Source organism: Enterobacter sp. QK-SA4 (genome assembly GCF_056856775.1).
Window position 1 is genome coordinate 3,849,947 of record NZ_JBXFXH010000007.1, and the last position, 23,789, is coordinate 3,873,735.

The 23,789-nt window shown below is 57.1% G+C and carries 22 protein-coding genes; 5 read left to right on the forward strand and 17 right to left on the reverse strand.

Translation table 11 applies throughout. The features are described 5' to 3' along the window. Positions 1–278 precede the first annotated feature (278 nt). Entirely contained in the window at positions 279–1,331 is a 1,053-nt protein-coding gene (phoE, locus tag AC1VYI_RS20220; RefSeq protein ID WP_045356222.1) for a phosphoporin PhoE, read from the forward strand. A 148-nt stretch (positions 1,332–1,479) separates the two neighbouring features. Here the strand turns inward: phoE and crl are convergent, their stop codons facing one another. The 3 genes from crl to gpt all read right to left on the reverse strand — a co-directional run bounded on the left by crl (position 1,480) and on the right by gpt (position 3,746). Then, complete coding sequence (gene crl / locus AC1VYI_RS20225) at positions 1,480–1,881, reverse strand: sigma factor-binding protein Crl (RefSeq protein WP_023310506.1); 402 nt, start codon at positions 1,879–1,881, stop codon at positions 1,480–1,482. A 57-nt stretch (positions 1,882–1,938) separates the two neighbouring features. Continuing rightward, on the reverse strand, positions 1,939–3,183 hold the full coding sequence (frsA, locus tag AC1VYI_RS20230) for an esterase FrsA (protein ID WP_134866777.1): 1,245 nt from the start codon (positions 3,181–3,183) through the stop codon (positions 1,939–1,941). A gap of 104 nt (positions 3,184–3,287) precedes the next feature. Beyond that, positions 3,288–3,746 carry a xanthine phosphoribosyltransferase gene (gpt, locus tag AC1VYI_RS20235; protein WP_010427903.1) on the reverse strand — a complete coding sequence of 153 codons (459 nt, stop codon included), beginning with the start codon at positions 3,744–3,746 and terminating at the stop codon, positions 3,288–3,290. A 260-nt stretch (positions 3,747–4,006) separates the two neighbouring features. Between gpt and pepD the strand changes: the two genes are divergently transcribed. Next, positions 4,007–5,464 (forward strand): cytosol nonspecific dipeptidase, encoded by a 1,458-nt coding sequence (gene pepD, locus AC1VYI_RS20240; RefSeq protein ID WP_045400541.1) that lies wholly within the window; start codon positions 4,007–4,009, stop codon positions 5,462–5,464. 76 nt (positions 5,465–5,540) lie between these two features. Here pepD and dinB read toward each other — a convergent pair whose 3' ends face one another. From dinB to AC1VYI_RS20280, 8 genes are all read right to left on the reverse strand, one after another. Further along, positions 5,541–6,599, reverse strand: a complete 1,059-nt coding sequence (dinB, locus tag AC1VYI_RS20245) for a DNA polymerase IV (protein WP_045400538.1) — start codon at positions 6,597–6,599, stop codon at positions 5,541–5,543. 109 nt (positions 6,600–6,708) lie between these two features. Next, on the reverse strand, positions 6,709–6,912 hold the full coding sequence (gene nqrM / locus AC1VYI_RS20250) for a (Na+)-NQR maturation NqrM (protein ID WP_023615899.1): 204 nt from the start codon (positions 6,910–6,912) through the stop codon (positions 6,709–6,711). Next, positions 6,912–8,135: an NADH:ubiquinone reductase (Na(+)-transporting) subunit F gene (nqrF, locus tag AC1VYI_RS20255; RefSeq protein ID WP_023310501.1), complete on the reverse strand. Its 1,224-nt coding sequence runs from the start codon at positions 8,133–8,135 to the stop codon at positions 6,912–6,914. Before nqrF ends, nqrM begins: the two co-directional genes overlap by 1 nt. 10 nt (positions 8,136–8,145) lie before the next feature. Continuing rightward, on the reverse strand, positions 8,146–8,742 hold the full coding sequence (nqrE, locus tag AC1VYI_RS20260; protein WP_008500255.1) for an NADH:ubiquinone reductase (Na(+)-transporting) subunit E: 597 nt from the start codon (positions 8,740–8,742) through the stop codon (positions 8,146–8,148). Positions 8,743–8,748: 6 nt separating this feature from the next. After that, positions 8,749–9,387, reverse strand: a complete 639-nt coding sequence (locus AC1VYI_RS20265) for an NADH:ubiquinone reductase (Na(+)-transporting) subunit D (protein WP_014882676.1) — start codon at positions 9,385–9,387, stop codon at positions 8,749–8,751. Continuing rightward, positions 9,380–10,174 carry a Na(+)-translocating NADH-quinone reductase subunit C gene (locus AC1VYI_RS20270; RefSeq protein WP_023310500.1) on the reverse strand — a complete coding sequence of 265 codons (795 nt, stop codon included), beginning with the start codon at positions 10,172–10,174 and terminating at the stop codon, positions 9,380–9,382. Before AC1VYI_RS20270 ends, AC1VYI_RS20265 begins: the two co-directional genes overlap by 8 nt. Then, positions 10,167–11,402 carry an NADH:ubiquinone reductase (Na(+)-transporting) subunit B gene (locus AC1VYI_RS20275; protein WP_134866778.1) on the reverse strand — a complete coding sequence of 412 codons (1,236 nt, stop codon included), beginning with the start codon at positions 11,400–11,402 and terminating at the stop codon, positions 10,167–10,169. The genes AC1VYI_RS20270 and AC1VYI_RS20275 overlap by 8 nt, the downstream gene beginning before the upstream one ends. A 3-nt stretch (positions 11,403–11,405) precedes the next feature. Continuing rightward, complete coding sequence (locus AC1VYI_RS20280) at positions 11,406–12,749, reverse strand: Na(+)-translocating NADH-quinone reductase subunit A (RefSeq protein WP_134866779.1); 1,344 nt, start codon at positions 12,747–12,749, stop codon at positions 11,406–11,408. Between the two features lie 298 nt (positions 12,750–13,047). On the opposite strand from AC1VYI_RS20280, the gene dpaA reads away from it, so the two are divergent. Continuing rightward, positions 13,048–13,788 carry a peptidoglycan meso-diaminopimelic acid protein amidase gene (gene dpaA / locus AC1VYI_RS20285; RefSeq protein WP_023310497.1) on the forward strand — a complete coding sequence of 247 codons (741 nt, stop codon included), beginning with the start codon at positions 13,048–13,050 and terminating at the stop codon, positions 13,786–13,788. Here dpaA and AC1VYI_RS20290 read toward each other — a convergent pair. Both AC1VYI_RS20290 and lpcA read right to left on the reverse strand, forming a co-directional pair. Beyond that, positions 13,759–14,526, reverse strand: coding sequence for a class II glutamine amidotransferase (locus AC1VYI_RS20290; RefSeq protein ID WP_023310496.1), 768 nt, complete (start codon positions 14,524–14,526; stop codon positions 13,759–13,761). The genes dpaA and AC1VYI_RS20290 overlap by 30 nt on opposite strands. Positions 14,527–14,575: 49 nt before the next feature. Continuing rightward, the gene (gene lpcA / locus AC1VYI_RS20295) at positions 14,576–15,154 is read right to left on the reverse strand and encodes a D-sedoheptulose 7-phosphate isomerase (protein ID WP_010427884.1); all 579 of its coding nucleotides are present in this window, start codon (positions 15,152–15,154) and stop codon (positions 14,576–14,578) included. 239 nt (positions 15,155–15,393) lie between these two features. On the opposite strand from lpcA, the gene fadE reads away from it, so the two are divergent. Next, a complete protein-coding gene (gene fadE, locus AC1VYI_RS20300) occupies positions 15,394–17,838 on the forward strand; it encodes an acyl-CoA dehydrogenase FadE (RefSeq protein ID WP_023310495.1) in 2,445 nt (814 codons plus the stop codon). 108 nt (positions 17,839–17,946) lie between these two features. Further along, positions 17,947–18,717 (forward strand): amidohydrolase, encoded by a 771-nt coding sequence (locus tag AC1VYI_RS20305; RefSeq protein ID WP_023310494.1) that lies wholly within the window; start codon positions 17,947–17,949, stop codon positions 18,715–18,717. Between the two features lie 107 nt (positions 18,718–18,824). Here AC1VYI_RS20305 and AC1VYI_RS20310 read toward each other — a convergent pair whose 3' ends face one another. The 4 genes from AC1VYI_RS20310 to AC1VYI_RS20325 are packed head-to-tail and all read right to left on the reverse strand — an operon-like array spanning position 18,825 to position 23,788. After that, entirely contained in the window at positions 18,825–20,426 is a 1,602-nt protein-coding gene (locus tag AC1VYI_RS20310) for a gamma-glutamyltransferase family protein (protein ID WP_045356214.1), read from the reverse strand. 9 nt (positions 20,427–20,435) lie between these two features. Next, positions 20,436–21,311 (reverse strand): ABC transporter permease, encoded by an 876-nt coding sequence (locus AC1VYI_RS20315; protein WP_023310492.1) that lies wholly within the window; start codon positions 21,309–21,311, stop codon positions 20,436–20,438. Between the two features lie 2 nt (positions 21,312–21,313). Beyond that, positions 21,314–22,255 carry an ABC transporter permease gene (locus AC1VYI_RS20320; protein ID WP_023310491.1) on the reverse strand — a complete coding sequence of 314 codons (942 nt, stop codon included), beginning with the start codon at positions 22,253–22,255 and terminating at the stop codon, positions 21,314–21,316. 18 nt (positions 22,256–22,273) lie between these two features. After that, positions 22,274–23,788: an ABC transporter substrate-binding protein gene (locus AC1VYI_RS20325; RefSeq protein WP_226483432.1), complete on the reverse strand. Its 1,515-nt coding sequence runs from the start codon at positions 23,786–23,788 to the stop codon at positions 22,274–22,276. Position 23,789 lies beyond the last annotated feature (1 nt).

A 23,789-nucleotide genomic window follows, 5' to 3' on the forward strand; every position in this document is an offset into this window, starting at 1 on the left:
AAAGTAATGTCGAACGAACGTTTTAGCAGGAGTCAGCCCCGTTGCCAACTGCCTTAGCACATCGCGAAACACTTTGTTGCGCGGGATCAGGAAGCGTAGCGGGGGAATTTGACACTTTTATTACCGAAATAATAAATCACAGTTTTTTAAAATTATTCTTAGTTTGTCATAAAAGTTTCATTCCAGAACGATAAAACCCTTCCTGTTTTTTCACGGGACTTAGGCATGAGCTTATCGTCCAGCGAATTTTTTAGCGCGTTTATAAGACAGGATCGAAAATGAAAAAGAGCACTCTGGCATTAATGGTTATGGGCGTAGTGGCTTCTGCATCCGTTCACGCAGCTGAAGTTTATAATAAAAATGGTAATAAGCTGGACGTGTACGGCAAAGTGAAAGCCATGCACTACATCAGCGATGATGCCACCAAAGATGGCGATCAGACTTACGTTCGTTTCGGTTTTAAAGGCGAAACGCAGATTAACGATCAGCTGACGGGCTATGGCCGTTGGGAATCTGAATTTGCAGGTAACAAAGCTGAGAGCGACTCCTCTCAGAAGACGCGTCTGGCGTTTGCTGGTCTTAAGCTGAAAAACTTTGGTTCACTGGATTACGGCCGTAACCTGGGTGCCCTGTATGACGTCGAAGCATGGACCGATATGTTCCCTGAATTCGGCGGTGACTCTTCCGCACAAACCGATAACTTCATGACCAAGCGTGCTACCGGCCTGGCGACCTACCGCAATACCGACTTCTTCGGCGCGGTTGACGGTCTGGACATGACGCTGCAGTACCAGGGCAAAAATGAAAACCGTGACGCCAAGAAACAGAACGGCGACGGTTTTGGTACCTCTCTGACCTATGACTTCGGCGGCAGCGATTTCGCCGTCAGCGGCGCCTACACTAACTCTGACCGCACCAACGCTCAGAACCTGCTGGCACGTGGCCAGGGCCAGAAAGCAGAAGCCTGGGCAACCGGTCTGAAATATGATGCGAACGATATTTATCTGGCTGCGATGTATTCTGAAACCCGCAATATGACGCCAATTTCCGGTGGGTTTGCTAATAAAGCGCAGAACTTTGAAGTGGTCGCACAATATCAGTTCGACTTCGGTCTGCGCCCGTCCCTGGGCTATGTCCAGTCTAAAGGCAAAGATATTGAAGGTATTGGCGACGAAGATCTGGTGAAATATATTGACGTTGGCGCGACCTATTACTTCAACAAAAATATGTCCGCGTTTGTTGATTATAAAATCAACCAGATTGACGACAAAAATAAACTGGGAGTGAGCAGCGATGACATCGTTGCCCTGGGTATGACCTACCAGTTCTGATGATGTGAAATAAAAAAACCGGCTTGATGCCGGTTTTTTTGTCGGGGATTCATGCTGTCTGGTGCCCTCACCCCGGCCCTCTACCACCGGGAGAGGGAGAATTTGTAGGCCGGGTAAGGCGAAGCCGTCACCCGGCGCTGTGACATCATCAGGCAGTCAGCTTCACCGCTTCGCTGGAAAAGTCATCCGCGGGTTCGAACTTGAGATCCAGGGTAGCCAGCAACGCGCGTGCCTTATCGTGAAACTCTTTTAGCGTATATTCCAGGCGGTCAATCACTTCCTGATCTTTAATCGTGGTCGCCTGCCAGTTGCCGTCTTTATTAAACAGGCCAAACTGGTAGCTATACGTAAAGCGTTTTTCCTCTGCTTCCATTTCCATCCACCAGCCCCAGAATTCACGTTTTTCGGGTGCAGGCTTCACGTTGACGCATACAGCCAGGCAGTCGAAAAAAAAGCGATTCTCTTCACACTGCTCTTCTCGAATATACGGGCCGAGAGCCATAAACTTCTTAATCAGTCTACTTTTCGGGTGTCCACTCGGTAACGTCATTGCGATCTCCTTTTGTGAAGCCACTGTTTTACCAAACCAGCGAAATTTAGCAATCTATTAACACAATCTCTGAGCGATCCAGCGCGTAATCTCTTTCAGTGATTTGTCGAAATTCTGATAGACCGGGCTGAACGGCACCTCAAGCAATTTGCCATCCGCAGATGACGAAGTGATTAATCGCGACTCTTCTTCCGGGCTGAACGGATCGTTTTTCCAGAACCCAGACAGCATCGGCGTTGGGCAGCGACGTCCCAGCAGCCCCTGCGTTTTTAACGAGTAACGATTGAGCTCAACGCGCAGCGCTTCGTCTGATGCATCATGCATGCCAAGGCGGCTGGCCAGCACATCAAGGTACATTTCAGGTACGCTCCCCTGGCGTGCGGGATCGCTGAGCAGAGCGTGTACGACCGGGCCGAGGCAGGCGACGGCTTTCAGACGAGAAGATTCAAGGTAAGCCAGACGCACCGCGACGTTCGCGCCGAAACGGAAGCCGAAAGCCGCCACGCGGGTGTGGTCAACCCACGGAATGTTTTCCAGCGCTTTGAGCGCATGCTGGTGCAGCAGGCTGGAATCCTGAGTCAGTTTCCATTTGGATGAGAAACCAATTGAAGGCATATCAAGCGTCAGCATCGCGATCCCTTTTGGTGCGAAGTAGCGCTCATACAGGCTGTAATAATCAATTTGCAGCGAATCCAGCCCGCCGCACATGAGGACGGTCGGGAACGGGCCGTCGCCTTCCGGCATATGCAGGAACCCGGTGACGGGTGCGCCACCTGGAATGCTGAACTCAAGCTCGCGCATTTGGCCCGGCAAACGCTGCGCCGCCTCTTCATAAGCACGGTTCGCCAGCGCCTGGGCCTGCTCCGCCAGCTCATCACCTTTTAGATGTGGATACGCGGCAATGGCGTAGAGATTGGCCGCATGCAGCCAGTGCTTGCCGCTGCGCGTGGTGTCCTCTTCCTGGCTGGCTTTTTGCTGCCAGAGCATCGCCTGTTTAGACCACTCGTAGATCCAGTTTCCGCCACGGTAGCCCACCACGGTGTCGTAGAGTTCGCTGTCGGTACGTTCGGCTTCACTCATCACGATACGTGCCTGCACATCAAGGATTTCACGGGGGTCAATACCGCGCCAGATCCACATCAGGCGGTTAATCATGCGATACCAGTGAGGCACATTTTTACCGTCTAACGCGGACTGGACGGCAGGCTGGGTACCCGGATTGAAGCGACGCACCAGCGTCGACGTTTCAGGGTGTTTGAAACGGGGTTTGAAGAGAGTCTCGGTGAGATTCGCCTGCGTCATTGCGTTGCCTCCATGAATACGTCATATGAAGACTATTGTAACGCGTGGCAGGCCAAAAAGAACAACGCCCGACATAGTCGGGCGTGTAAAGTTACGTACTGGTATTAACGGCCTGAAATAGGCGGTACGAAGACCACGCCCATATCCCATGGCTGTTCAATCCAGGTGTCCTGCGGGATATCAATCACGTAATCGTCAACCAGCGGGCGGCCAGCAGGCTTCGCGAAGATAGTGACGAAATGTGCTTTCGGATACATTTCGCGGATAGCAACCGCAGTACCACCGGTATCTACCAGGTCGTCAATAACGATGAAACCTTCGCCGTCGCCTTCCGCACGTTTCAGCACGGTCAGCTCGCGCTGGTTGTCATGGTCATAGCTGGAGATGCAAACGGTATCGACATGACGAATACCCAGCTCACGTGCCAGCAGCGCCCCCGGTACCAGACCGCCACGGCTGACGGCAATAATGCCTTTCCACTGTTCGGAAGGCATCAGACGCGCAGCCAGTTTGCGTGCGTGAATCTGCAACATGTCCCAGGTGACGACGTATTTTTCGCTCATGTGAAGTGTCCCAGCCTGTTTTTATACGGCTTAAAAAGTGTTCGAGGGGGAAATAGGTTGCGCGAGATTATAGAGATCTGACGCACTAAAAACCAGTGTTTAGCGCCCTCTGCCTGAGTTTTTACATGCTTTATGCTACCAGCCAGCAGAGAAAGTGGTATTCTCAGTTTCATCTCGCAAGCCTGACTTGTGGTAACTATTAACCTGCTAACCCTGTGACCTGCAACCCTGTTTGCAGCGCCTCGACAAGGAGACTTATCGTGTCTGAACTGTCTCAATTATCTCCGCAGCCGCTGTGGGATATTTTTGCGAAAATCTGCTCCATTCCACACCCTTCCTACCATGAAGAACAGCTTGCCGAACATATTATGGGCTGGGCGAAGGAAAAAGGTCTGCATGCTGAACGTGACCAGGTTGGCAACATTCTGATCCGCAAACCTGCTACCGCAGGGATGGAAAACCGTAAACCGGTTGTGCTGCAGGCACACCTGGACATGGTGCCACAGAAGAACAACGACACCGTTCACGACTTCACCAAAGACCCGATTCAACCGTACATCGACGGCGACTGGGTGAAAGCACGCGGCACCACGCTGGGCGCGGATAACGGCATCGGTATGGCCTCTGCGCTGGCCGTGCTGGCCGACGACAGCGTTGAGCACGGTCCGCTGGAAGTGCTGCTGACCATGACCGAAGAAGCGGGCATGGACGGCGCGTTCGGTCTGCAGGCGAACTGGCTGCAGGCGGACATCCTGATCAACACCGACTCTGAAGAAGAAGGTGAGATCTACATGGGCTGCGCGGGCGGGATTGATTTCATCTCTACCCTGCCGCTGTCGCGCGAAGCGATTCCTGCGGGCTTCCAGACTTTCAAGCTGACGCTGAAAGGGCTGAAAGGCGGCCACTCCGGCGGTGATATTCACCTGGGGCTGGGTAACGCCAACAAGCTGCTGGCGCGCTTCCTGGCAGGCCATGCGGCCGAGCTGGATTTGCGTCTGGTGGACTTCAACGGCGGTACCCTGCGTAACGCGATTCCGCGCGAAGCGTTCGCCACCGTAGCGGTTCCCGCGGCAAAAGCGGACGAGCTGAAAAAACTCTCCAGCGTATACCTGGATATCCTGAAAAACGAACTGTCGGCGAAAGAGAAAAACCTGACCGTGGTGCTGGAATCTGTATCTACAGATAAAGCCGCGCTGACCGCGCAGTCTCGTGACACCTTCGTTCAGCTGCTGAACGCGACGCCAAACGGCGTGATCCGCAACTCTGACGTGGCGAAAGGCGTGGTGGAAACCTCACTGAACGTGGGCGTGGTGACCATGAGCAACGACAGCGCGGAAATCATCTGCCTGATCCGCTCTCTGATCGACAGCGGTAAAGAGTACGTGGTGAGCATGCTGGAATCTCTGGGCACGCTGGCGGGCGCGAAAACGTCTGCAAAAGGCAGCTACCCGGGCTGGCAGCCGGATGCAAGTTCTCCGGTGATGGCGCTGGTGCGTGAAACCTATCAGCGTCTGTTCAACAGCACGCCGAACATTCAGGTGATCCACGCCGGTCTGGAATGTGGCCTGTTCAAGAAACCGTATCCGGACATGGACATGGTATCCATCGGGCCAACCATTACCGGTCCGCATTCGCCGGATGAGCAGGTTCATATCGAAAGCGTCGGTCACTACTGGACGCTGCTGACTGAGCTGCTGAAAGCGATCCCTGTTAAGTAATACCCTCACCCCAGCCCTCTCCCAAAGGGAGAGGGTGAAAAACGTAGGCCCGGTAAGCATAGCGCACCGGGCTTTTTTACAATCCCAAAACCAGCTGTCGCTCTAACTGCGGATCCAGCAGCGTGACGTGCAATCCCACCAGCCTCACCCCTCGCCCGCCCCGGCGCTCTTCCCATGCCTTTTTCGCCGTCGCAATGAGATCGTCCTTATTCAGACGCGGCCAGACGTGTTCCTGCGTGGTCTGCTGGAAGTCGTTGAATTTTAATTTGATACCCTGACGGGCAATCAGCAGGTCCGGCTTCACCTTGCTTAAGCGTCGTTCCAGCTCCGGGTAAAGCTGTTCCGTGATAATGGTTTCGCATTCGGACCAGTCATGAATATCTTCACTGAGGGTGCGCTCAACGCCGACGGATTTTCGTAGCCGTTCGCTGTTCACATCGCGATCGTCAATCCCCTGGCTGCGCTCCCACAGCACGCGGCCAAACTTTCCAAAGCGCTTGAGCAGCATGGCGAGATCGCTTCGCTGCACATCTTCGCAGGTCCGTAGCCCCATGCTTTCCAGCTTTGCGGCGGAGACTTTTCCTACCCCAGGTATTTTGCCAAGCGGCAGCGTTTTCAAAAACGCCGGCACCTCGTCAGGCGTGATGACGTACTGACCGTTGGGCTTATTTAAATCGGAGGCAATTTTGGCAAGGAATTTAACGGGCGCGACGCCCGCCGAAGCCGTCAGATTCAGCTCGTTGAAAATCGTCTGGCGGATCTCCTGCGCCATCAGCGTGGCGGAGCCGTGGCAGTGCAAGCTGTCGGTCACATCCAGATAGGCTTCGTCCAGCGACAGCGGCTCGATCAAAGAAGTATAGCGGGAGAAGATTTCCCGAATATGGAGGGAAGCCTCTTTATAGGCTTCAAACCGGCCGGGCAGAAGCGTGAGATGAGGGCAGAGCTTTAATGCCATCGCCGTCGGCATCGCGCTGCGCACGCCAAATTTGCGCGCAGGATAGTTGGCGGTGCTGATGACACCACGCTGAACGCGGCTGCCGCCAATGGCGATGGGAATATCCCGCAGCGCCGGGTTGTCACGCATCTCCACTGCGGCAAAAAAGCAGTCCATATCGACATGGATTATTTTGCGCATAGTAAGCCCTCACTCATCACTGGATAAGTATACAGTAAACAAATGAGGATTGAGAAGCAGATGTGAGAACGCCGGGTGGCGGCTTTGCCTTACCCGGCCTACAAAAAAATTAAATAATGCGCTGCTGTTCGCGGGCCATCCTTTTCTTCCGCGCATCGCACGGTTCCGGGCAGTCGCAAACCTTTTCCATCCCAATAGAGGAAATACCGCCGCAGCTGCCCTGAATGCTTTTCCGCTTAACGATCCAGCCTAACGACATGCCGAAGATGACAAGCACAAACACCACAAAGGTTGCCAGAAACGTCAGCATCATCAGCCTCCAAAGTCATCAAGCAAGATGTTCTCATCTTCGACACCGAGATCTTTCAGCATCTTAATCACGGCGGCGTTCATCATCGGCGGACCACACATATAGAACTCGCAGTCCTCAGGCGCCGGGTGCTGTTTGAGGTAGTTTTCATACAGCACGTTGTGGATGAACCCCGTATAGCCCGTCCAGTTATCTTCCGGCTGCGGATCGGAAAGCGCCACATGGAAGGTGAAGTTCGGGTTCTCACGCGCCAGCTGTTCAAACTCATCTTCATAGAACATCTCGCGCAGCGAGCGCGCCCCGTACCAGAAGCTGATCTTACGCTGGCTACCCAGCCGCTTGAGCTGGTCAAAGATGTGCGAGCGCATCGGGGCCATACCGGCACCGCCGCCGATAAAGACCATTTCCGCGTCGGTATCTTTCGCGAAGAACTCCCCGAACGGGCCGGAGATCGTCACCTTATCGCCAGGCTTCAGGGACCAGATGTATGACGACATGACGCCCGGCGGTGCATCCGGCACATTCGGTGGCGGCGTGGCGATACGCACGTTGAGCATGATGATGCCCTTCTCTTCCGGGTAGTTGGCCATCGAGTAGGCGCGCAGCGTCGGCTCTTTCACCTCAGATACAAAGCGGAAGAGATTGAATTTGTCCCAGTCGGCGCGGTACTCATGCGGCACGTCAAAGTCCGCATAGGCCACAGCGTGCTCCGGGCACTCAATCTGAATGTATCCTCCGGCGCGGAACGGGACATGCTCGCCTTCCGGCACCCGCAGCTTCAGCTCTTTAATAAAGGTGGCTTTGTTATCATTAGAGATAACCTCGCACTCCCATTTTTTGACGCCGAAGATCTCTTCCGGCAGCTCTATCTTCATGTTCTGACGTACCGCGACCTGGCAGGCCAGACGACAGCCCTCTTTTGCCTCACGCTTTGTGATATGCGCCAGCTCGGTTGGCAGAATATCGCCACCGCCCTCTTTTACCGTCACGCGGCACTGCCCACAGGAACCGCCGCCGCCGCAGGCTGAGGAGACAAAAATGCCGTTACCGGAGAGCGTGTTGAGCAGCTTGTCTCCCGCCGGCGTGCGGATCTGATTCTGCGGCTCGTCGTTAATATCAATGACCACGTCGCCGGAATTCACCAGCTTCGCGCGCGCCGCCAGAATAAGCCCTGACAGCACTAGTACAATCAGCGTGAACATCACCACGCCAAGGATAATTTCCATCTGTTTGCCCTTATAGCTGCACACCGGAGAAGGACATAAAGCCCAGCGCCATCAGCCCGGTGGTGATAAAGGTGATCCCCAAGCCACGCAGACCCGCAGGCACGTTGGCATACTTCATTTTCTCGCGGATCCCCGCCATGGTGACAATCGCCAGCATCCAGCCGATGCCGGAACCAAAACCGTACACTACGGATTCGCTGAAGTTGTAATCACGCTGCACCATAAACGAGACGCCGCCAAAGATGGCGCAGTTCACCGCGATCAGCGGCAGGAAGATCCCCAGCGCGTTGTAGAGCGACGGGAAATACTTATCGAGGATCATCTCGAGGATTTGCACCAGCGCCGCGATCACCCCGATAAAGGTGATGAAGTTCAGGAAGCTGAGATCAACTCCTTCCACCAGCGCGCCGTCCCGCAGCACAAAGTTGTACACCAGATTGTTGATCGGTACAGACAAGCCGAGCACCACGGTGACCGCGATACCGAGACCAAATGCCGTCGACACTTTTTTGGAAACCGCAAGGAATGTACACATGCCGAGGAAAAACGCGAGCGCCATGTTTTCAACAAACACCGCCCGCACAAACAAACTCAGGTAATGAGCCATTGTCGGTTACTCCTTTTCCTGCTGTTCTGGCTTCAGCGTACGAATCAGCCAGATCAACAAACCGATAATGAAAAATGCGCTAGGAGCCAGCAGGAACAGGCCGTTTGGCAGATACCAGCCGCCGTTCTGCACCGTGTCCAGCACCGTGATGCCAAACAGCTTGCCGCTGCCAATCAGCTCGCGCAGGAACCCAACGGTCAGGAGGATCACGCCGTAGCCAAGGCCGTTGCCGATGCCGTCCATAAAGCTCGCCAGCGGCGGCATTTTCATGGCGTAGGCTTCCGCACGCCCCATGACGATACAGTTGGTGATGATCAGCCCGACAAACACCGAGAGCTGCTTTGAGGTTTCATAGGCGAAGGCGCGCAGCAGCTGATCGACCACGATCACCAGCGAGGCGATGATCGCCATCTGTACGATGATCCTCACGCTGTTGGGAATGTGGTGGCGGATCATCGAGATAAACATGCTGGAGAATGCCGTGACCAGTGTGACCGCCAGCGTCATCACCACCGCCGTTTCCAGCTTGGTCGTTACCGCCAGAGCGGAACAGACGCCCAGCACCTGGAGCGTGATCGGGTTATTGGCTAACAGTGGGCCAATGAGCACCTTTTTAACTTCTTTCAGTTCACCGGTATCAGCCATTGTTCAGCGCTCCTTCACGTACGTTTTTCAGGAAAGGACCAAAGCCCAGCTCGCCCATCCAGAAATCAAAACTGTGCTGCACGCCTTTTGATGTGAGCGTAGCGCCGGAAAGCCCGTCAACGGCGTAGTCGTCACCGGGACGTGCCGCCCCTTTCATCACCTTCAGCGCAGGCAGACCGTTATCGTCGAGCACTTTCTTGCCGACAAACTGTGCCCGCCAGTTAGGGTTCTCAACTTCGCCACCCAGCCCCGGCGTTTCGCCCTGGTCGTAATACGTAATGCCTTTTACGGTGCGCCCATCGGTATCAAGGGCCACAAACGCGTACATCATTGACCACAGACCGTTACCGTAAATAGGCAGTACCACTTCCTGAATACGTTTTTGGGGGTCGCGAACCAGATAGATTTCGGCCAGGTTGCTGCGACGCTTAATCCCGGCGGGATCTTGCGATGCCTCCAGCGTCAGGCTCATCTGCGGATCTTTAAGCGCCAGCGCCTGGTTGAATTTTGCCGGGTCTTTATCCAGCAGTTCACCCGTTTTTAAATCCACCAGACGCGCCGAAATACGTTCAGCAAAGACGGCCGAAACGTCATCTGCGCTCATTCCTTCCTGCATCAGCCCGGCGACGGCAAGAATGTTGCGCTGTTTATCCAGCGCACGTTGCTCCTGCTGCAGAGGTTTTAACCCCACGGCGGAACCGGCAACGACAATAGAACAGACCAGACAGAGCACCAGCACCACCAGCAGCGTTTTGCTGATGCTGTCGTTATTTTTAACCTCAGCCACGCGCCTTCCTCCGCTTAATGTTGGCCCGCACCACCAGGTAATCGAAAAGCGGCGCAAACAGGTTGGCAAACAGAATGGCCAACATCATCCCTTCCGGATACGCCGGGTTGACCACGCGGATCAGAACGCACATCGCGCCAATGAGCACGCCATAGCTCCATTTACCTTTATCTGTAAACGAGGCAGAGACGGGGTCCGTCGCCATGAACATCATGCCGAACGCGAAGCCACCCAGCACCAGATGCCAGTACCACGGCATGGAGAACATCGGATTGGTGGTCGAGCCGATAACGTTGAACAGGGTGGTGGTCAGCACCATACCGATCATCACGCCCGCAACGATCCGCCAGGAGGCCACGCGACCAAAAAGAATGATCGCGCCGCCAAGCAAAATCATCAGCGTAGAGACTTCTCCGATAGAGCCTGGAATATTGCCAATAAAGGCATCAAACCAGGTGACTGGCTGACCCGTTGCGTTGTTAACCAGCGTTTCGCCGCCGTGTGCCGCCCACTGTGAAAGCGGCGTCGCGCCGGAAAAACCGTCTGCCGCCGTCCACACGAGGTCGCCCGAGATTTGCGCCGGATAAGCAAAGAACAGAAACGCGCGTCCCGCCAGCGCCGGGTTGAGGAAGTTCCGCCCGGTGCCGCCGAAGATCTCTTTGGCAATGACCACGCCAAAGCTAATGCCCAGCGCCGCCTGCCAGAGCGGCAGCGTCGGGGGAACAATCAGGGCAAACAGGATAGAGGTAACGAAGAAGCCTTCGTTGATCTCATGTTTACGGATAATGGCAAACAGCACTTCCCAGAAGCCGCCCACGACGAATACCGTGATGTAAATCGGCAGGAAGAACACCGCGCCCAGCGTCATCATGCTCAGCCAGCCCGCATCTGCGGCGAAGCTCACCCCTAACGACTGGGCCAGACGGTAGTGCCAGTCGGACTGGATCACCTGCGCCAGCTGCTGTGCATCGTACATGTGGTGAAGCGCCGGAATGGTCTGCAGGCCGACGTTATACATACCCCAGAACATCGCCGGGAAGACGGCAAACCACACCAGAATCATCATGCGTTTCAGGTCGATGGCATCGCGAACGTGCGCCGCCCCCTTCGTCACCAGGCCCGGCGTGTAGAAAATGGTCGTCGTTGCTTCATATAACGGGTAGTACTTTTTGAGCTTCCCTTCGGTAAAGTGCGGCTCAATTTTTTCAAAGAGGTGTTTTAAGCCCATCGGTTATCCTTCCTGCTCAATGCGGGTTAACACCTCGCGCAATACCGGTCCATATTCGTATTTGCCCGGACAGACATAGGTACAGAGCGCCAGATCTTCTTCGTCAAGCTCCAGACAGCCCAGCGCCTGCGCGCCGTCGGTATCGCCGGCCAGAAGATCGCGCAGCAGCACGGTGGGAAGAATATCCAGCGGCATGACGCGCTCGTAGTTGCCAATCGGGACCATGGCGCGCTCGCCACCGTGCGTGCTGGTTGAGAAGTTAAACAGCTTATTACGCAGGAAGTGGCCCAGCGTGGTTCGGGTGACGGAGTATTTTTCTGCGCCTGGCAGAACCCAGCCAAACAGCTCTTTCTCCCGCCCTTCCTGCACAATGCTGACCTGCAAATGGAAACGTCCCAGGTACGCGTGCGCATTGGCAGCATGGCGACCGCTGAGGACCGATCCGGAAATCAGGCGGTTTTCGCCCTCTTTCGTTTCCCCCACCAGCAGTTCGTTGATGTCAGCGCCCAGCAGCGTCTTCACCAGGCGCGGATTTGCAGCCTGCGGTCCGCCGATGGCGATTATCCGTTCAGCGCAGAGTTCACCCGTAGTAAAGAGCTTACCGATGGCGATGACGTCCTGATAATTAAGGTGCCAGACCTGTTTCGTCAGGCTGACTGGCTCAAGGAAATGGATGTGCGTCCCGGCCAGCCCCGCCGGATGCGGGCCAGAAAATTCATTAAACGTGACCTGCCCCAGCGGATGGCCGCCAAGCTTGCCGCCGCCGGCCTGGCAAACGTGCACTTTTCCGGGCGTGAGGCGGGTTAGAATTGTGAGTCCTGCATCAAAAGCTTTTCGCTGCGCCAGGATAACCGGTTCCGGGTCCACGCTGAGCGGGTTGGTGTCGATGGCCGTGACGAAAATCGCGGCCGGTTCCGTGCCCGGAACAGGGGATTTGCTGAAGGGGCGCGTACGAAGCGCGGTCCATAAACCGGACGCCAGGAGCTGATTCTGAACGGCGTCACGGTTCAGCGACGCGAGTTCTGCTATGTCGTAATGGGCAAATTCACGCTTGTCATCGCCCTCAATGCGGATAACCACCGACTGCAGAACGCGCCGCTCGCCACGGTTGATGGCCACAACGGTGCCGCTCGCGGGGGCTGTGAACATCACGCCGGGATTTTTTTTGTCCTCAAAGAGCGTCTGTCCTTTGATAACGCGATCGCCCTCCTGTACCAGCATTGAAGGACGCATACCTAGGTAGTCTTCGCCCAAAATGGCGACATGACGGACACTTGCGCCTGTCGAAACGTGCTGCGCTGGCACGCCTGCAATCGGCAGATCAAGTCCTTTTTTAATTTTAAACATGTGGTTAGCAGGTTTCCATGAACAACAATCCAGTGGGCGCAAAGTGTAACATTTTCCCCTTCCCGCGGGCAGGGAATCCGCCGTCGCGCGCGCCAAATTGCGAGCTAATGCGCAAAGTTCCTGGAGCCATCGCAATTTTGATGGTTTATAAAGTAAAACTAATTTGTAAACTCACCGCCCGGCTCTTGCGAAAATCTATAGCGGTGCTAATGTGAGCGCTCCTAACAGAATAATCTGATTTCGGGTCTCTTTTGCCGTCCTGGCAAGTTGGTCATGGTTTTATCAAGGAACTAGTAGTATGCGTAAAATCGCATTGTTCATTGCGATGCTTCTGATGCCGTGCATGTCGTTTGCCGGACTGCTCAGCAGTAATAGCTCAACGACGCCGGTCAGCAAGGAATATAAACAGCAGTTAATGGGATCGCCGGTTTATATTCAGATCTTCAAGGAAGAGCGCACTCTCGATCTGTTTGTCAAAATGGGCGAGACATATCAGCTGCTTGATAGTTACAAAATTTGTAACTACTCCGGCGGACTGGGGCCAAAACAGCGTCAGGGCGATTTCAAAAGTCCGGAAGGGTTCTACAACGTTCAGCGCAGCCAGCTCAAGCCTGACAGCCGCTTCTATAAAGCCATTAACATCGGCTTCCCGAATGCCTATGACCGTGCACACGGTTATGAAGGTAAATATCTGATGATCCACGGTGCCTGCGTGTCTATCGGCTGTTATGCGATGACCGACTCCGGCATTGATGAGATTTTCCAGTTCGTGACGGGCGCGCTGGTCTTTGGGCAGCCTAACGTACAGGTCAGCATCTATCCGTTCCGCATGACGGACGCCAACATGGCGCGTCACAAGTACTCATACTACGCGGATTTCTGGAAACAGCTGAAGCCGGGTTACGACTACTTTGAGCAGACCCACAAGCCACCGGTGGTCTCTATCGTCGATGGCCGTTACGTGGTCAGCAAACCGCTGAGCCACGAAGTCGTCCACCCGCAGCTGGCGTCAAATTACACGGTCCCCGAGACAAAATAGCACCCACTCGCCTGGCATAATCTTTTGCCAGGTTTCGTTGCCCGTCAGCGGCTGCGTTGCGATAACAGTGACCACATCGTTCGGTGTGGTCTCCTTCTGAAAGTCTATCTCCACATCCTGATCGAGCAGCGTCGCAACGCCAAACGGCGCACGGCGGGTGATCCAGAACAGATTCGTCGAGCAGAACGCCATCACATAGCGGCCGTCAGAGAGCAGCATGTTGAACACGCCTTTTTCACGCAGTTCAGACGCCAGCGTCGCGATGTATTTGAATACGGCAGTCATGTTGCCGGGCGTGCGGGGATAGCGCTCCGTCAGCTTGTGCAGCAGCCAGCAGAAGGCTTTTTCGCTGTCCGTTTCGCCGACCGGGCGGAAATTGCCCGTCTCCAGCGACTTATAGCCCGTGAGCTGCCCGTTGTGCGCGTAGGTCCAGTTTCGGCCCCACAGCTCGCGGGTAAACGGATGGGTATTTTCCAGCGCCACTTCGCCACGGTTAGCCTGACGGATGTGGGCGATTACCGAGCGGGACTTGATCGGGTAGTCCTGCACCAGTTTGGCAATCGGTGAGTTAAAGCTGGGCTGTGGATCTTTGAACGTGCGACACCCTTTGCCTTCGTAGAAGGTGATGCCCCAGCCGTCTTTATGCGGCCCGGTTCCTCCACCGCGCTGAACCAGCCCGGTGAAACTAAAGCAGATATCGGTTGGCACATTGGCGCTCATCCCGAGCAGTTCGCACATAAAATACCTCCACAACAGCGGGGGGGCACCGAAGCCCCCCAGCGAAGCCTTACTTAACCATCTCTTTTTCGATCAGCTGAATCAGGATGTGGATCACTTTGATGTGAATTTCCTGAATACGGTCAGCATAACCGAAGTGCGGAACGCGAATTTCGACATCCGCCGTACCGTCCATCTTACCGCCATCTTTACCGGTCAGGGTGATGACCTTCATCCCTTTTTCACGCGCGGCGGCGATCGCTTTGATCACGTTGCCGGAGTTGCCAGAAGTAGAGATCCCCAGCAGCACGTCGCCTTCACGGCCTACGGCTTCAACGTAGCGGGAGAAGATGTGGTCATAACCGAAGTCGTTGCCTACGCAGGAGATGTGGCTCACGTCGGAAATCGCAATCGCCGGGTAGCCCGGACGGTTTTCGCGATAGCGTCCGGTCAGCTCTTCTGCGAAGTGCATAGCGTCGCAGTGGGAACCGCCGTTACCGCAGGAGAGCACTTTGCCACCGGCTTTGAAGCTGTCGGCAAGCAGGACCGCTGCGCGCTGAATAGCGTGAATATTGGCATCATCTTTCAGAAAGTTCGCCAGCGTTTCCGCCGCTTCGTTCAGTTCGTTACGAATAAGATCCTGGTACATGAGGATAATCCTTCAGTATTGATGAAATAACACAGTGGAGTGTACCGGATAGCAAGAAAAGCGAGAAGCTAAAGCCATGCGAAACGTCCGGCGTTTTGATTTTTTGTGCCGGCTAAAACGCGAACAATGTGAACCAGGTTGTAATTATTTTGTAAACACATTGCTAAAGGAAATAACATCAACTACAACCATATCATCACAAGTGGTCAGACCTCCTACAAGCAAGGGAGCTTTTCTTTATGATGATTTTGAGCATTCTCGCAACCGTTGTTCTGCTCGGTGTGTTGTTCTATCACCGCGTAAGTTTATTCCTGAGCAGCCTGATTCTTCTGGCCTGGACGGCTGCGCTTGGCGCCGCAGGCCTCTGGAATATCTGGCTTTTAGTCCCTCTTGCCATCATTCTTCTGCCGTTTAACCTGGCCCCGATGCGTAAATCAATGATCTCTGCGCCGGTGTTCAAAGGCTTCCGCAAAGTGATGCCGCCCATGTCGCGTACCGAGAAAGAAGCGATTGACGCAGGCACCACCTGGTGGGAAGGCGATCTGTTCCAGGGCAACCCGGACTGGAAAAAACTGCATAACTATCCGCAGCCGCGCCTGACCGCTGAAGAACAGGCCTTTATTGACGGCCCGGTGGAAGAAGCGTGCCGTATGGCCAACGACTTTGCCATCACCCATGAAATGGCCGATCTGCCGCCAGAGCTGTGGGCGTATCTGAAAGAACATCGCTTCTTCGCGATGATCATCAAGAAAGAGTACGGCGGTCTGGAATTCTCCGCTTACGCTCAGGCTCGCGTCCTGCAAAAGCTGGCAGGCGTCTCCGGGATCCTGGCGATTACCGTTGGCGTGCCTAACTCCTTAGGCCCGGGCGAACTGCTGCAGCATTACGGTACCGAAGAGCAGAAAGATCACTACCTGCCGCGTCTGGCACGCGGTCAGGAAATCCCATGCTTCGCGCTGACCAGCCCGGAAGCGGGCTCCGATGCAGGCGCGATCCCGGACACCGGCGTGGTCTGCATGGGCGAGTGGCAGGGCGAGCAGGTGCTGGGCATGCGCCTGACCTGGAACAAGCGTTATATCACCCTGGCGCCAATCGCCACCGTGCTGGGTCTGGCCTTTAAGCTCTCTGACCCGGAAAAACTGCTGGGCGGTGAAGAAGATCTGGGCATTACCTGCGCGCTGATCCCAACTTCTACCCCAGGCGTTGAAATTGGTCGTCGTCACTTCCCGCTGAACGTGCCGTTCCAGAACGGTCCGACCCGCGGTCAGGACATCTTTGTGCCGATTGACTACATCATCGGCGGTCCGAAAATGGCCGGTCAGGGCTGGCGTATGCTGGTGGAATGTCTGTCCGTGGGCCGCGGCATTACCCTGCCGTCGAACTCAACCGGCGGTCTGAAGTCGGTCGCGATGGGGATTGGCGCTTACGCTCATATCCGCCGTCAGTTCAAAATCTCCATCGGCAAGATGGAAGGTATCGAAGAGCCGCTGGCGCGTATCGCGGGCAACGCCTACGTGATGGATGCCGCGGCTTCTCTGATTACCTACGGCATTATGCTGGGCGAAAAACCGGCCGTGCTATCCGCAATTGTGAAGTACCACTGTACCCACCGCGCGCAGCAGTCGATCATTGACGCGATGGATATCGCGGGCGGTAAAGGCATTATGCTCGGCGAAGGCAACTTCCTGGCGCGCGGCTATCAGGGCGCACCGATTGCCATCACCGTGGAAGGGGCAAACATCCTGACCCGCAGCATGATGATCTTCGGTCAGGGCGCAATCCGCTGCCATCCGTACGTGCTGGAAGAGATGGCTGCCGCGCAGAACAACGACGTGGATGCCTTCGATAAGCTGCTCTTCAAACATATCGGTCACGTGGGCAGCAACAAGGTGCGCAGCTTCTGGCTGGGCCTGACGCGCGGTCTTACCAGCGCGACGCCGACCGGCGATGCGACCAAACGTTACTACCAGCATCTGAACCGTCTTAGCGCCAACCTGGCTCTGCTGTCTGACGTCTCCATGGCGGTGCTGGGCGGTAGCCTGAAGCGTCGCGAGCGTATTTCTGCCCGTCTGGGGGATGTGCTGAGCCAGATCTTCCTGGCCTCTGCGGTCCTGAAGCGTTACGACGATGAAGGCCGTCAGGAAGCGGATCTGCCGCTGGTGCACTGGGGCGTTCAGGATGCGATGTATCAGGCTGAACAGGCGATTGACGACCTGCTGGCGAACTTCCCGAACCGCTTCGTGGCGGGCGCTCTGCGCGCGGTGATCTTCCCGACCGGTCGTCACCATCTGGCGCCGTCCGACAAGCTGGACCACAAGGTGGCGAAGATCCTGCAGGTACCGAGCGCAACCCGCTCCCGTATCGGTCGTGGTCAGTATCTGACGCCGACGCCGCATAACCCGGTGGGTCTGCTGGAAGAGGCGCTGCTGGACGTGATGGCTGCCGATCCGATTCACCAGAAAATCTGTAAACAGCTGGGCAAAAACCTGCCGTTTACCCGTCTGGACGAACTGGCAAAACAGGCGCTGGCCGGCGGCATTATCAATAAAGATGAAGCCGCTCTGCTGGTGAAAGCCGAAGAGAGCCGTCTGCGCAGTATTAACGTGGATGATTTCGAACCGGACGAGCTGGCGACGCAGCCGGTAAAGCTGCCGGAGAAGCACCGCAAGCCTGAAGCGGCGTAACGCGTTTCGCTTATACTAACCCCGCCCCGAGCGGGGTTTTTTATTGCCACATTTTCTCGTAATGACGTGCTAAAGTGTCAAAAAGCGGTCGTTTGAGGAGTCTGTATCGTGCCTGGTTTGAAGATTTCGATTTTGCAGCAACCTTTAGTGTGGATGGATGGCCCCGCCAACCTGCGCCACTTCGATCGTCAACTGGAAGACATTACCGGGCGTGATGTGATTGTCCTGCCGGAGATGTTCACGACCGGCTTCGCCATGGAAGCGGCACAGCAGTCAATGCCGCAGGATGAGGTGGTCGCCTGGATGCACGCCAAAGCGCAGCAGACCAACGCGCTGATCGCCGGGAGCGCCGCCCTGCAAACGGATCGCGGGCCGGTGAACCGCTTCCTGCTGGTGGAGCCGGAAGGGAAAGTGCATTTTTACGATAAACGCCACCTGTTCCGCATGGCGGATGAGCATCATCACTATGAAGCGGGTCACGAGCGCGTGGTGTTCGAGTGGCGCGGCTGGCGTATTTTGCCGCTGGTTTGCTACGACCTGCGCTTCCCGGTGTGGTCGCGCAACCGCAACGATTACGACCTGGCGCTGTATGTTGCCAACTGGCCTGCACCGCGCTCCCTGCACTGGCAGTCACTGCTGGTGGCGCGCGCGATTGAGAACCAGGCGTACGTGGTGGGCTGTAACCGCGTGGGAACCGACGGCAACGGGCATCACTACCGCGGCGACAGCCGGGTAGTGAATCCGCAGGGCGAGATCATTGCCACCGCCGAGCCGCATCAGGCGACGCGCATTGATGCGGAGCTGTCGTTGACGGCGCTGCAGGAGTATCGCGAGAAGTTTCCGGCCTGGCAGGATGCGGATCCGTTTAGCATTGGGTGAAATGTTCCCCTCACCCCAGCCCTCTCCCTCAAGGGAGAGGGGGGCGTCCGTGCAGGCATTATTTTGTGGGGCCCCCTCTGCCCCTTTGGGAGAGGAAGGATAAATCATTAACTCACCAGCGCCTGCCCGTCTTTGCGGCTTTCCGTCGCGGCCACGTAGTGGCCTTCCGGCAGGCGGTAAATCACCTGCGCACCGCCGAAGTTGTAATCCTGAAGCGGATCTTCCACCACGATCTGATGCCCCCGCTCGCGCAGCGCGGCGATAGTATTGCGATCGAAGGTCGATTCAACGATCACCTCCCTGCCCTGCACTACGCGCCAGCGCGGGGCATCAATTGCCGCCTGTGGGTTTTGCCCGTGCAGCATAATGCGCAGCGCCATCTGCATGTGCCCCTGCGCCTGCATCGGGCCGCCCATCACGCCGAAGGACATCAGCGGCTGGCCGTTGCCGTCCATCGCAAAGCCCGGAATGATGGTGTGGAACGGTCGCTTGCTGCCCGCCAGCGCGTTCGGGTGATTGGGATCCAGCACAAACCCGCATCCCCGGTTTTGCAGGCTGATCCCGGTATCCGGCACCACAATGCCTGAACCGAAGCCCATGTAGTTGGACTGAATAAACGACACCATCATCCCGCTGGCGTCGGCGGTGCTGATGTAGACCGTGCCGCTCTGGGTCGGGGAACCGTAGACAAAATCAGAGGCGTGCTCGTGATTGATAAGCGCCGCGCGCGACTTCAGATAATGGTCGCTCAGCAGCTCTTTCGCCGCGAACGCCATATGGTCTTCATCCGCCACGTAGCGGTCGAGATCCGCCAGCGCCAGCTTCATCGCCTCAATGGACAGGTGCAGGGACTGCACGGAATCCGGATGATGCTTCTCAATGCCGCACTGCTCCAGAATGCCGAGCGCAATCAGCGTGGCGATCCCCTGGCCATTTGGCGGCAATTCCTGCACCGAACCGCCCGCGAAGTCGCGCGACAGCAGCTCTACCCAGTCCACGCGATGGTTTGCCAGATCTTCAGCCGTCAGGTGTGCGCCGTGTTCTTTGGCGAAAGCGGCAATTTTCTGCGCCAGCTCGCCGCGGTAAAAGGCTTCACCGTTGGTGCGGGCAATCAGCTCCAGCGAGTTCGCCTGCGCCGGATTACGGAAGATTTCCCCCACGCGCGGGGCGCGGCCTTCCGGCGCGAAACAGGCGCTAAAACCCGGCTGATCTTTCAGCTTGCTATAGCCGCGCTGCCAGAGATGGCCAATCAGCGGGGAGACAGGGAAACCGTTGCGCGCGTAGTCAATAGCAGGCTGCGCCAGCGTGGTCAGCGGCAGCGTGCCGAAGCGTTCCGCCAGCGCCACCCAGCCGGATACCGCGCCCGGCACGGTCACCGCGTCCCAGCCAATTTCCGGCACCGCGGTTTTTCCGGCAAACAGATCCGCATGCCAGCTCGCAGGCGAACGACCGGACGCGTTCAGGCCGTGCAGCTTTTCACCGTCCCAGACGATGGCAAAGGCGTCGCTGCCGATCCCGTTGCCGGTCGGCTCAACCACCGTCAGCGCCATCGCGGCAGCAATTGCCGCATCAACGGCGTTGCCGCCCAGCTGCAGCATTTTCATTCCCGCCTGTGCCGCCAGCGGCTGCGACGTGGCGACGGCGTTACGGCCCATCATTGGCGGGCGGCGTGAAGCGTAACCGGACGTAAAATCAAGCGCTTTGGTCATCATGACTCCTTAGTCGTGGCGCGGATCGAGCGCATCGCGCAGCCCGTCGCCGAGTAAATTAAAGCCCTGCACGGCGAGGAAAATCGCCACGCCGGGGAAAACGGACATCCACGGCGCCTGCTCCAGAAACCCTTTCGCGGTGTTGAGCATGGAGCCCCATGACGGATTGGGCGGCTGCTGCCCCAGCCCTAAAAACGACAGGCTGGCTTCGGCGATAATCGCTGAGGCAATCGCCAGCGTGGCCTGCACCAGGATCGGCGACATCACGTTCGGCAGGACGTATTTGACGATAATCCAGCGATCCGGCAGACCAATCGCCCGCGCGCCGTCGATATACTCTTCGTTGCGAATAGCGATCACCTGACCGCGCGTCAGGCGGGCGAAGATCGGCATCGCCGAAAGACCGATGGCGATCATCGCGTTGGTCAGGCTCGGGCCCAAAAATGCCCCCAGCGCGATCGCCATGATCAGGAACGGACAGGCCAGCAGCGCCTCGATAAACCGCGAGATCACCCCGTCCCACATCTTCTGGAAGTAACCCGCCACCAGCCCCAGCGGCACGCCGATGACCACCGCGATAACGACCGACATACAGCCCGCCATCAGCGAGGTGCGAGCTCCCCAGATTATGCGGGATAAAATGTCGCGCCCCAGCTCGTCGGTGCCGAACCAGTACATCGCCGACGGCGCTTTGCGCACCGCCAGGAAGTTAGCTTTGACCGGGTCGAACGGGGCGATCCACGGCGCCAGCAGCGCCACCAGCACAAAGAAGCCCACCACCACCGCGCCAATCACCGCGCTTTTGTTGGCGAGGAATTTCTTCAGCACCCGGTTTTGCGCGCGCGGCAGCGCGGGCGTAACGGTTTGCGTCGTCAGTTCCGCCATGGTTAACCTCGCATTTTCGGGTTGATAAGGACGTAAAGCACGTCGGCCAGCAGGTTCAGCATCAGGAAGCCGATCGCCACGATCAGCACCACGCCCTGTACCACCGCGTAGTCACGGTTAAATACCGAGTCGACGATCATCTTGCCGAAGCCCGGAATGGTGAAGACCTGCTCGGTCAGCACCGCGCCGCCCAGCAGCTCGCCGAACAGCAGCGTGGTGAGGGTGATCACCGGCACCAGCGCGTTGCGAAACGCGTGCTTTAGGATCACCGCCTTCGGCAGCAGCCCTTTCGCCCGCGCGGTGCGGATGTAATCCGCTTTCAGCACGGCAATCATCGAGGCGCGGGTGTGGCGCATCAGCGTCGCCGCGAGGCCGGTTCCGAGCACGGACGCGGGCAGCAGCAGCGTGCGCAGGTTCTGAAGCGGATCTTCACTGAACGGCACGTAGCCGGATGCGGGCAGCCACTGCAGGTTCACCGAAAAGACCAGTATCAGCAGGATCCCCAGCCAGAAGTGCGGGATCGAGATCCCCGAGATCGCCACGAAGTTCGCCCCGTGATCGACCCAGCTGTTTTTGTTCACCGCCGCGAGGATCCCCATGCTGATGCCAAACACCAGCGCGATAATCATCGCTAGCAGGGACAACTCCAGCGTGACCGGCAGCTTGCTGGCGATCAGCTGCGTCACCGGTTCGTGCGTGCGTAAGGAGACGCCCAGATCGCCCTGCAGCGCCCGCGTCAGCCAGTGGAAATACTGCACGGGGATCGGCGCATCGAGGTTCAGCTCCGCACGCAACTGGGCGATGACCGCCGGGTCGCGCTCCTCCCCGGCCATGGCGATCAGCGGGTCGCCGGGCAGCAGCTTTTGCAGTCCGAACACCATCATGCTCACCAGCAGCAGGGTTGGTATAGCCAGCAGCAGACGTTTGCAAATCAGTTCCAGCATGGGTTCTCCTCAGGACCTTTATTTCGCCAGCGTCAAACCCGCCAGACGCACGATGCCGTCCGGGTACGGCTTAAAGCCCTGCACGCTTTTGTTCAGACCGAAAATGCGCGGCTCGAAGTAGAGGTAGGCAATCGGCATGTCGGTTTGCAGCTGCTTCACCACCTTGTCGTACAGCGGCTGGCGTGCGGCCTGATCGGTGCTCTGGCGCGCCTGGGTCAGCCACTCATCGACCTGCGCGTTGCTGTAGCGGCCGTCGTTCAGCGTGCCTTTGCTGTGGATAAAGCCGTAGATGCTGCCGTCCGGATCCGGACGACCCGACCAGCCGGAGAAGCTCAGCTGATAGTCGCCGCTCTGCTGTCGATCCAGCAGCGTGGCGAATTCGGTCATCTGCAGGTTCAGGTTAAATCCGGCCTCGGCGACCATCGCCTGCAGCACCTGGCCCACCTGCTGTGAGGTTGAGTTGTTCGGCACCAGCAGGTTGACGGTGAGCGGCGCGGTGACGCCTGCCGCTTTCAGCAGCGCTTTAGCCTTGTCGACGTCACGCGGCGGGACTGGCAGGTTGACGTGATACGGGCTGACCGGGGAAAACGCCTGGTTTGCCGGGGTGTAAAGCCCTTCGAAGACCACCTGGTTCAACGCATCGCGGTCGATGGCCTGTGAAAACGCCTCGCGCACGCGGGCGTCCTTGAACGGATCGTTGGCCGGCACCTTGCCGTTGTTGATGTTGAAGGTGATGCCCTGATAGCCCAGGCCCGTCACCTTCGCCAGCGCCAGCTTGCTGTCGGCTTCGACGGTTTTAACGTCGCTTGCGGCGATGCCTTCGGTCAGGTCAAGATCGCCCGCGCGCAGGTTCGCGAGGCGCACGGAGGCATCCGGGATCGGCAGATAGATGATTTTGTCGAAGTGGTAGGCGCCTTTGTTCCAGTAGTTGTCGAAGCGGGTCAGCACGATGCGGTCCTGGGACACGCGGCTGTCGAATTTATACGGGCCGGAGCAGACCGGGTGGGCGGCAAAGTCAGGCTTTTTGGCCGCCTCGGGGGCCATCATCGCGCCCGCGCGGTCGGTGAGCTGCATCAGCAGAGCGGCATCGGGGGTCTTCAGGTGCAGCGCAATCTGCATCGGGCCGGTGACCTCGACCGATTCAACGGAAGAGATCTCGCTTTTACGCAGAGAGCCTTTTAAGGTCAGGGCGCGGTCGAGGTTGTATTTTGCGGCGGCGGCATCGAATTTCTCACCGTCGTGGAAGGTGACGCCTTCGCGCAGATTGAGCGTCAGGGTTTTACCGTCGTCACTCCACGCCCAGTCTTTAGCCAGGCCGGGGACGACCTTCAGATTTTCATCCACGTCCACCAGCCTGTCGCACAGGGAGGCAAAGACGAAGCGGCCATAGTAGGTGCGCGCCAGATGCGGGTCGAGCATGTCCGGGTCAGCGCCCAGGCCGATCCGCAGCACGCTTTCAGAATGGGCGGGCAGCGCCGCGCCAAGCAACATAACACTTCCCAGTACGGTCAAAAGAGAATTACGCATTGTCATT

Excerpts from the sequence above, each read along its gene's own strand:
- phoE (WP_045356222.1), top strand. The coding sequence starts at position 279 with ATGAAAAAGAGCACTCTGGCATTAATGGTTATGGGCGTAGTGGCTTCT.
- crl (WP_023310506.1), bottom strand. The coding sequence starts at position 1,881 with ATGACGTTACCGAGTGGACACCCGAAAAGTAGACTGATTAAGAAGTTT.
- frsA (WP_134866777.1), bottom strand. The coding sequence starts at position 3,183 with ATGACGCAGGCGAATCTCACCGAGACTCTCTTCAAACCCCGTTTCAAA.
- gpt (WP_010427903.1), bottom strand. The coding sequence starts at position 3,746 with ATGAGCGAAAAATACGTCGTCACCTGGGACATGTTGCAGATTCACGCA.
- dinB (WP_045400538.1), bottom strand. The coding sequence starts at position 6,599 with ATGCGCAAAATAATCCATGTCGATATGGACTGCTTTTTTGCCGCAGTG.
- nqrM (WP_023615899.1), bottom strand. The coding sequence starts at position 6,912 with ATGATGCTGACGTTTCTGGCAACCTTTGTGGTGTTTGTGCTTGTCATC.
- nqrF (WP_023310501.1), bottom strand. The coding sequence starts at position 8,135 with ATGGAAATTATCCTTGGCGTGGTGATGTTCACGCTGATTGTACTAGTG.
- nqrE (WP_008500255.1), bottom strand. The coding sequence starts at position 8,742 with ATGGCTCATTACCTGAGTTTGTTTGTGCGGGCGGTGTTTGTTGAAAAC.
- AC1VYI_RS20265 (WP_014882676.1), bottom strand. The coding sequence starts at position 9,387 with ATGGCTGATACCGGTGAACTGAAAGAAGTTAAAAAGGTGCTCATTGGC.
- AC1VYI_RS20275 (WP_134866778.1), bottom strand. The coding sequence starts at position 11,402 with ATGGGCTTAAAACACCTCTTTGAAAAAATTGAGCCGCACTTTACCGAA.
- AC1VYI_RS20280 (WP_134866779.1), bottom strand. The coding sequence starts at position 12,749 with ATGTTTAAAATTAAAAAAGGACTTGATCTGCCGATTGCAGGCGTGCCA.
- dpaA (WP_023310497.1), top strand. The coding sequence starts at position 13,048 with ATGCGTAAAATCGCATTGTTCATTGCGATGCTTCTGATGCCGTGCATG.
- AC1VYI_RS20290 (WP_023310496.1), bottom strand. The coding sequence starts at position 14,526 with ATGTGCGAACTGCTCGGGATGAGCGCCAATGTGCCAACCGATATCTGC.
- lpcA (WP_010427884.1), bottom strand. The coding sequence starts at position 15,154 with ATGTACCAGGATCTTATTCGTAACGAACTGAACGAAGCGGCGGAAACG.
- fadE (WP_023310495.1), top strand. The coding sequence starts at position 15,394 with ATGATGATTTTGAGCATTCTCGCAACCGTTGTTCTGCTCGGTGTGTTG.
- AC1VYI_RS20310 (WP_045356214.1), bottom strand. The coding sequence starts at position 20,426 with ATGACCAAAGCGCTTGATTTTACGTCCGGTTACGCTTCACGCCGCCCG.
- AC1VYI_RS20315 (WP_023310492.1), bottom strand. The coding sequence starts at position 21,311 with ATGGCGGAACTGACGACGCAAACCGTTACGCCCGCGCTGCCGCGCGCG.
- AC1VYI_RS20320 (WP_023310491.1), bottom strand. The coding sequence starts at position 22,255 with ATGCTGGAACTGATTTGCAAACGTCTGCTGCTGGCTATACCAACCCTG.
- AC1VYI_RS20325 (WP_226483432.1), bottom strand. The coding sequence starts at position 23,788 with ATGACAATGCGTAATTCTCTTTTGACCGTACTGGGAAGTGTTATGTTG.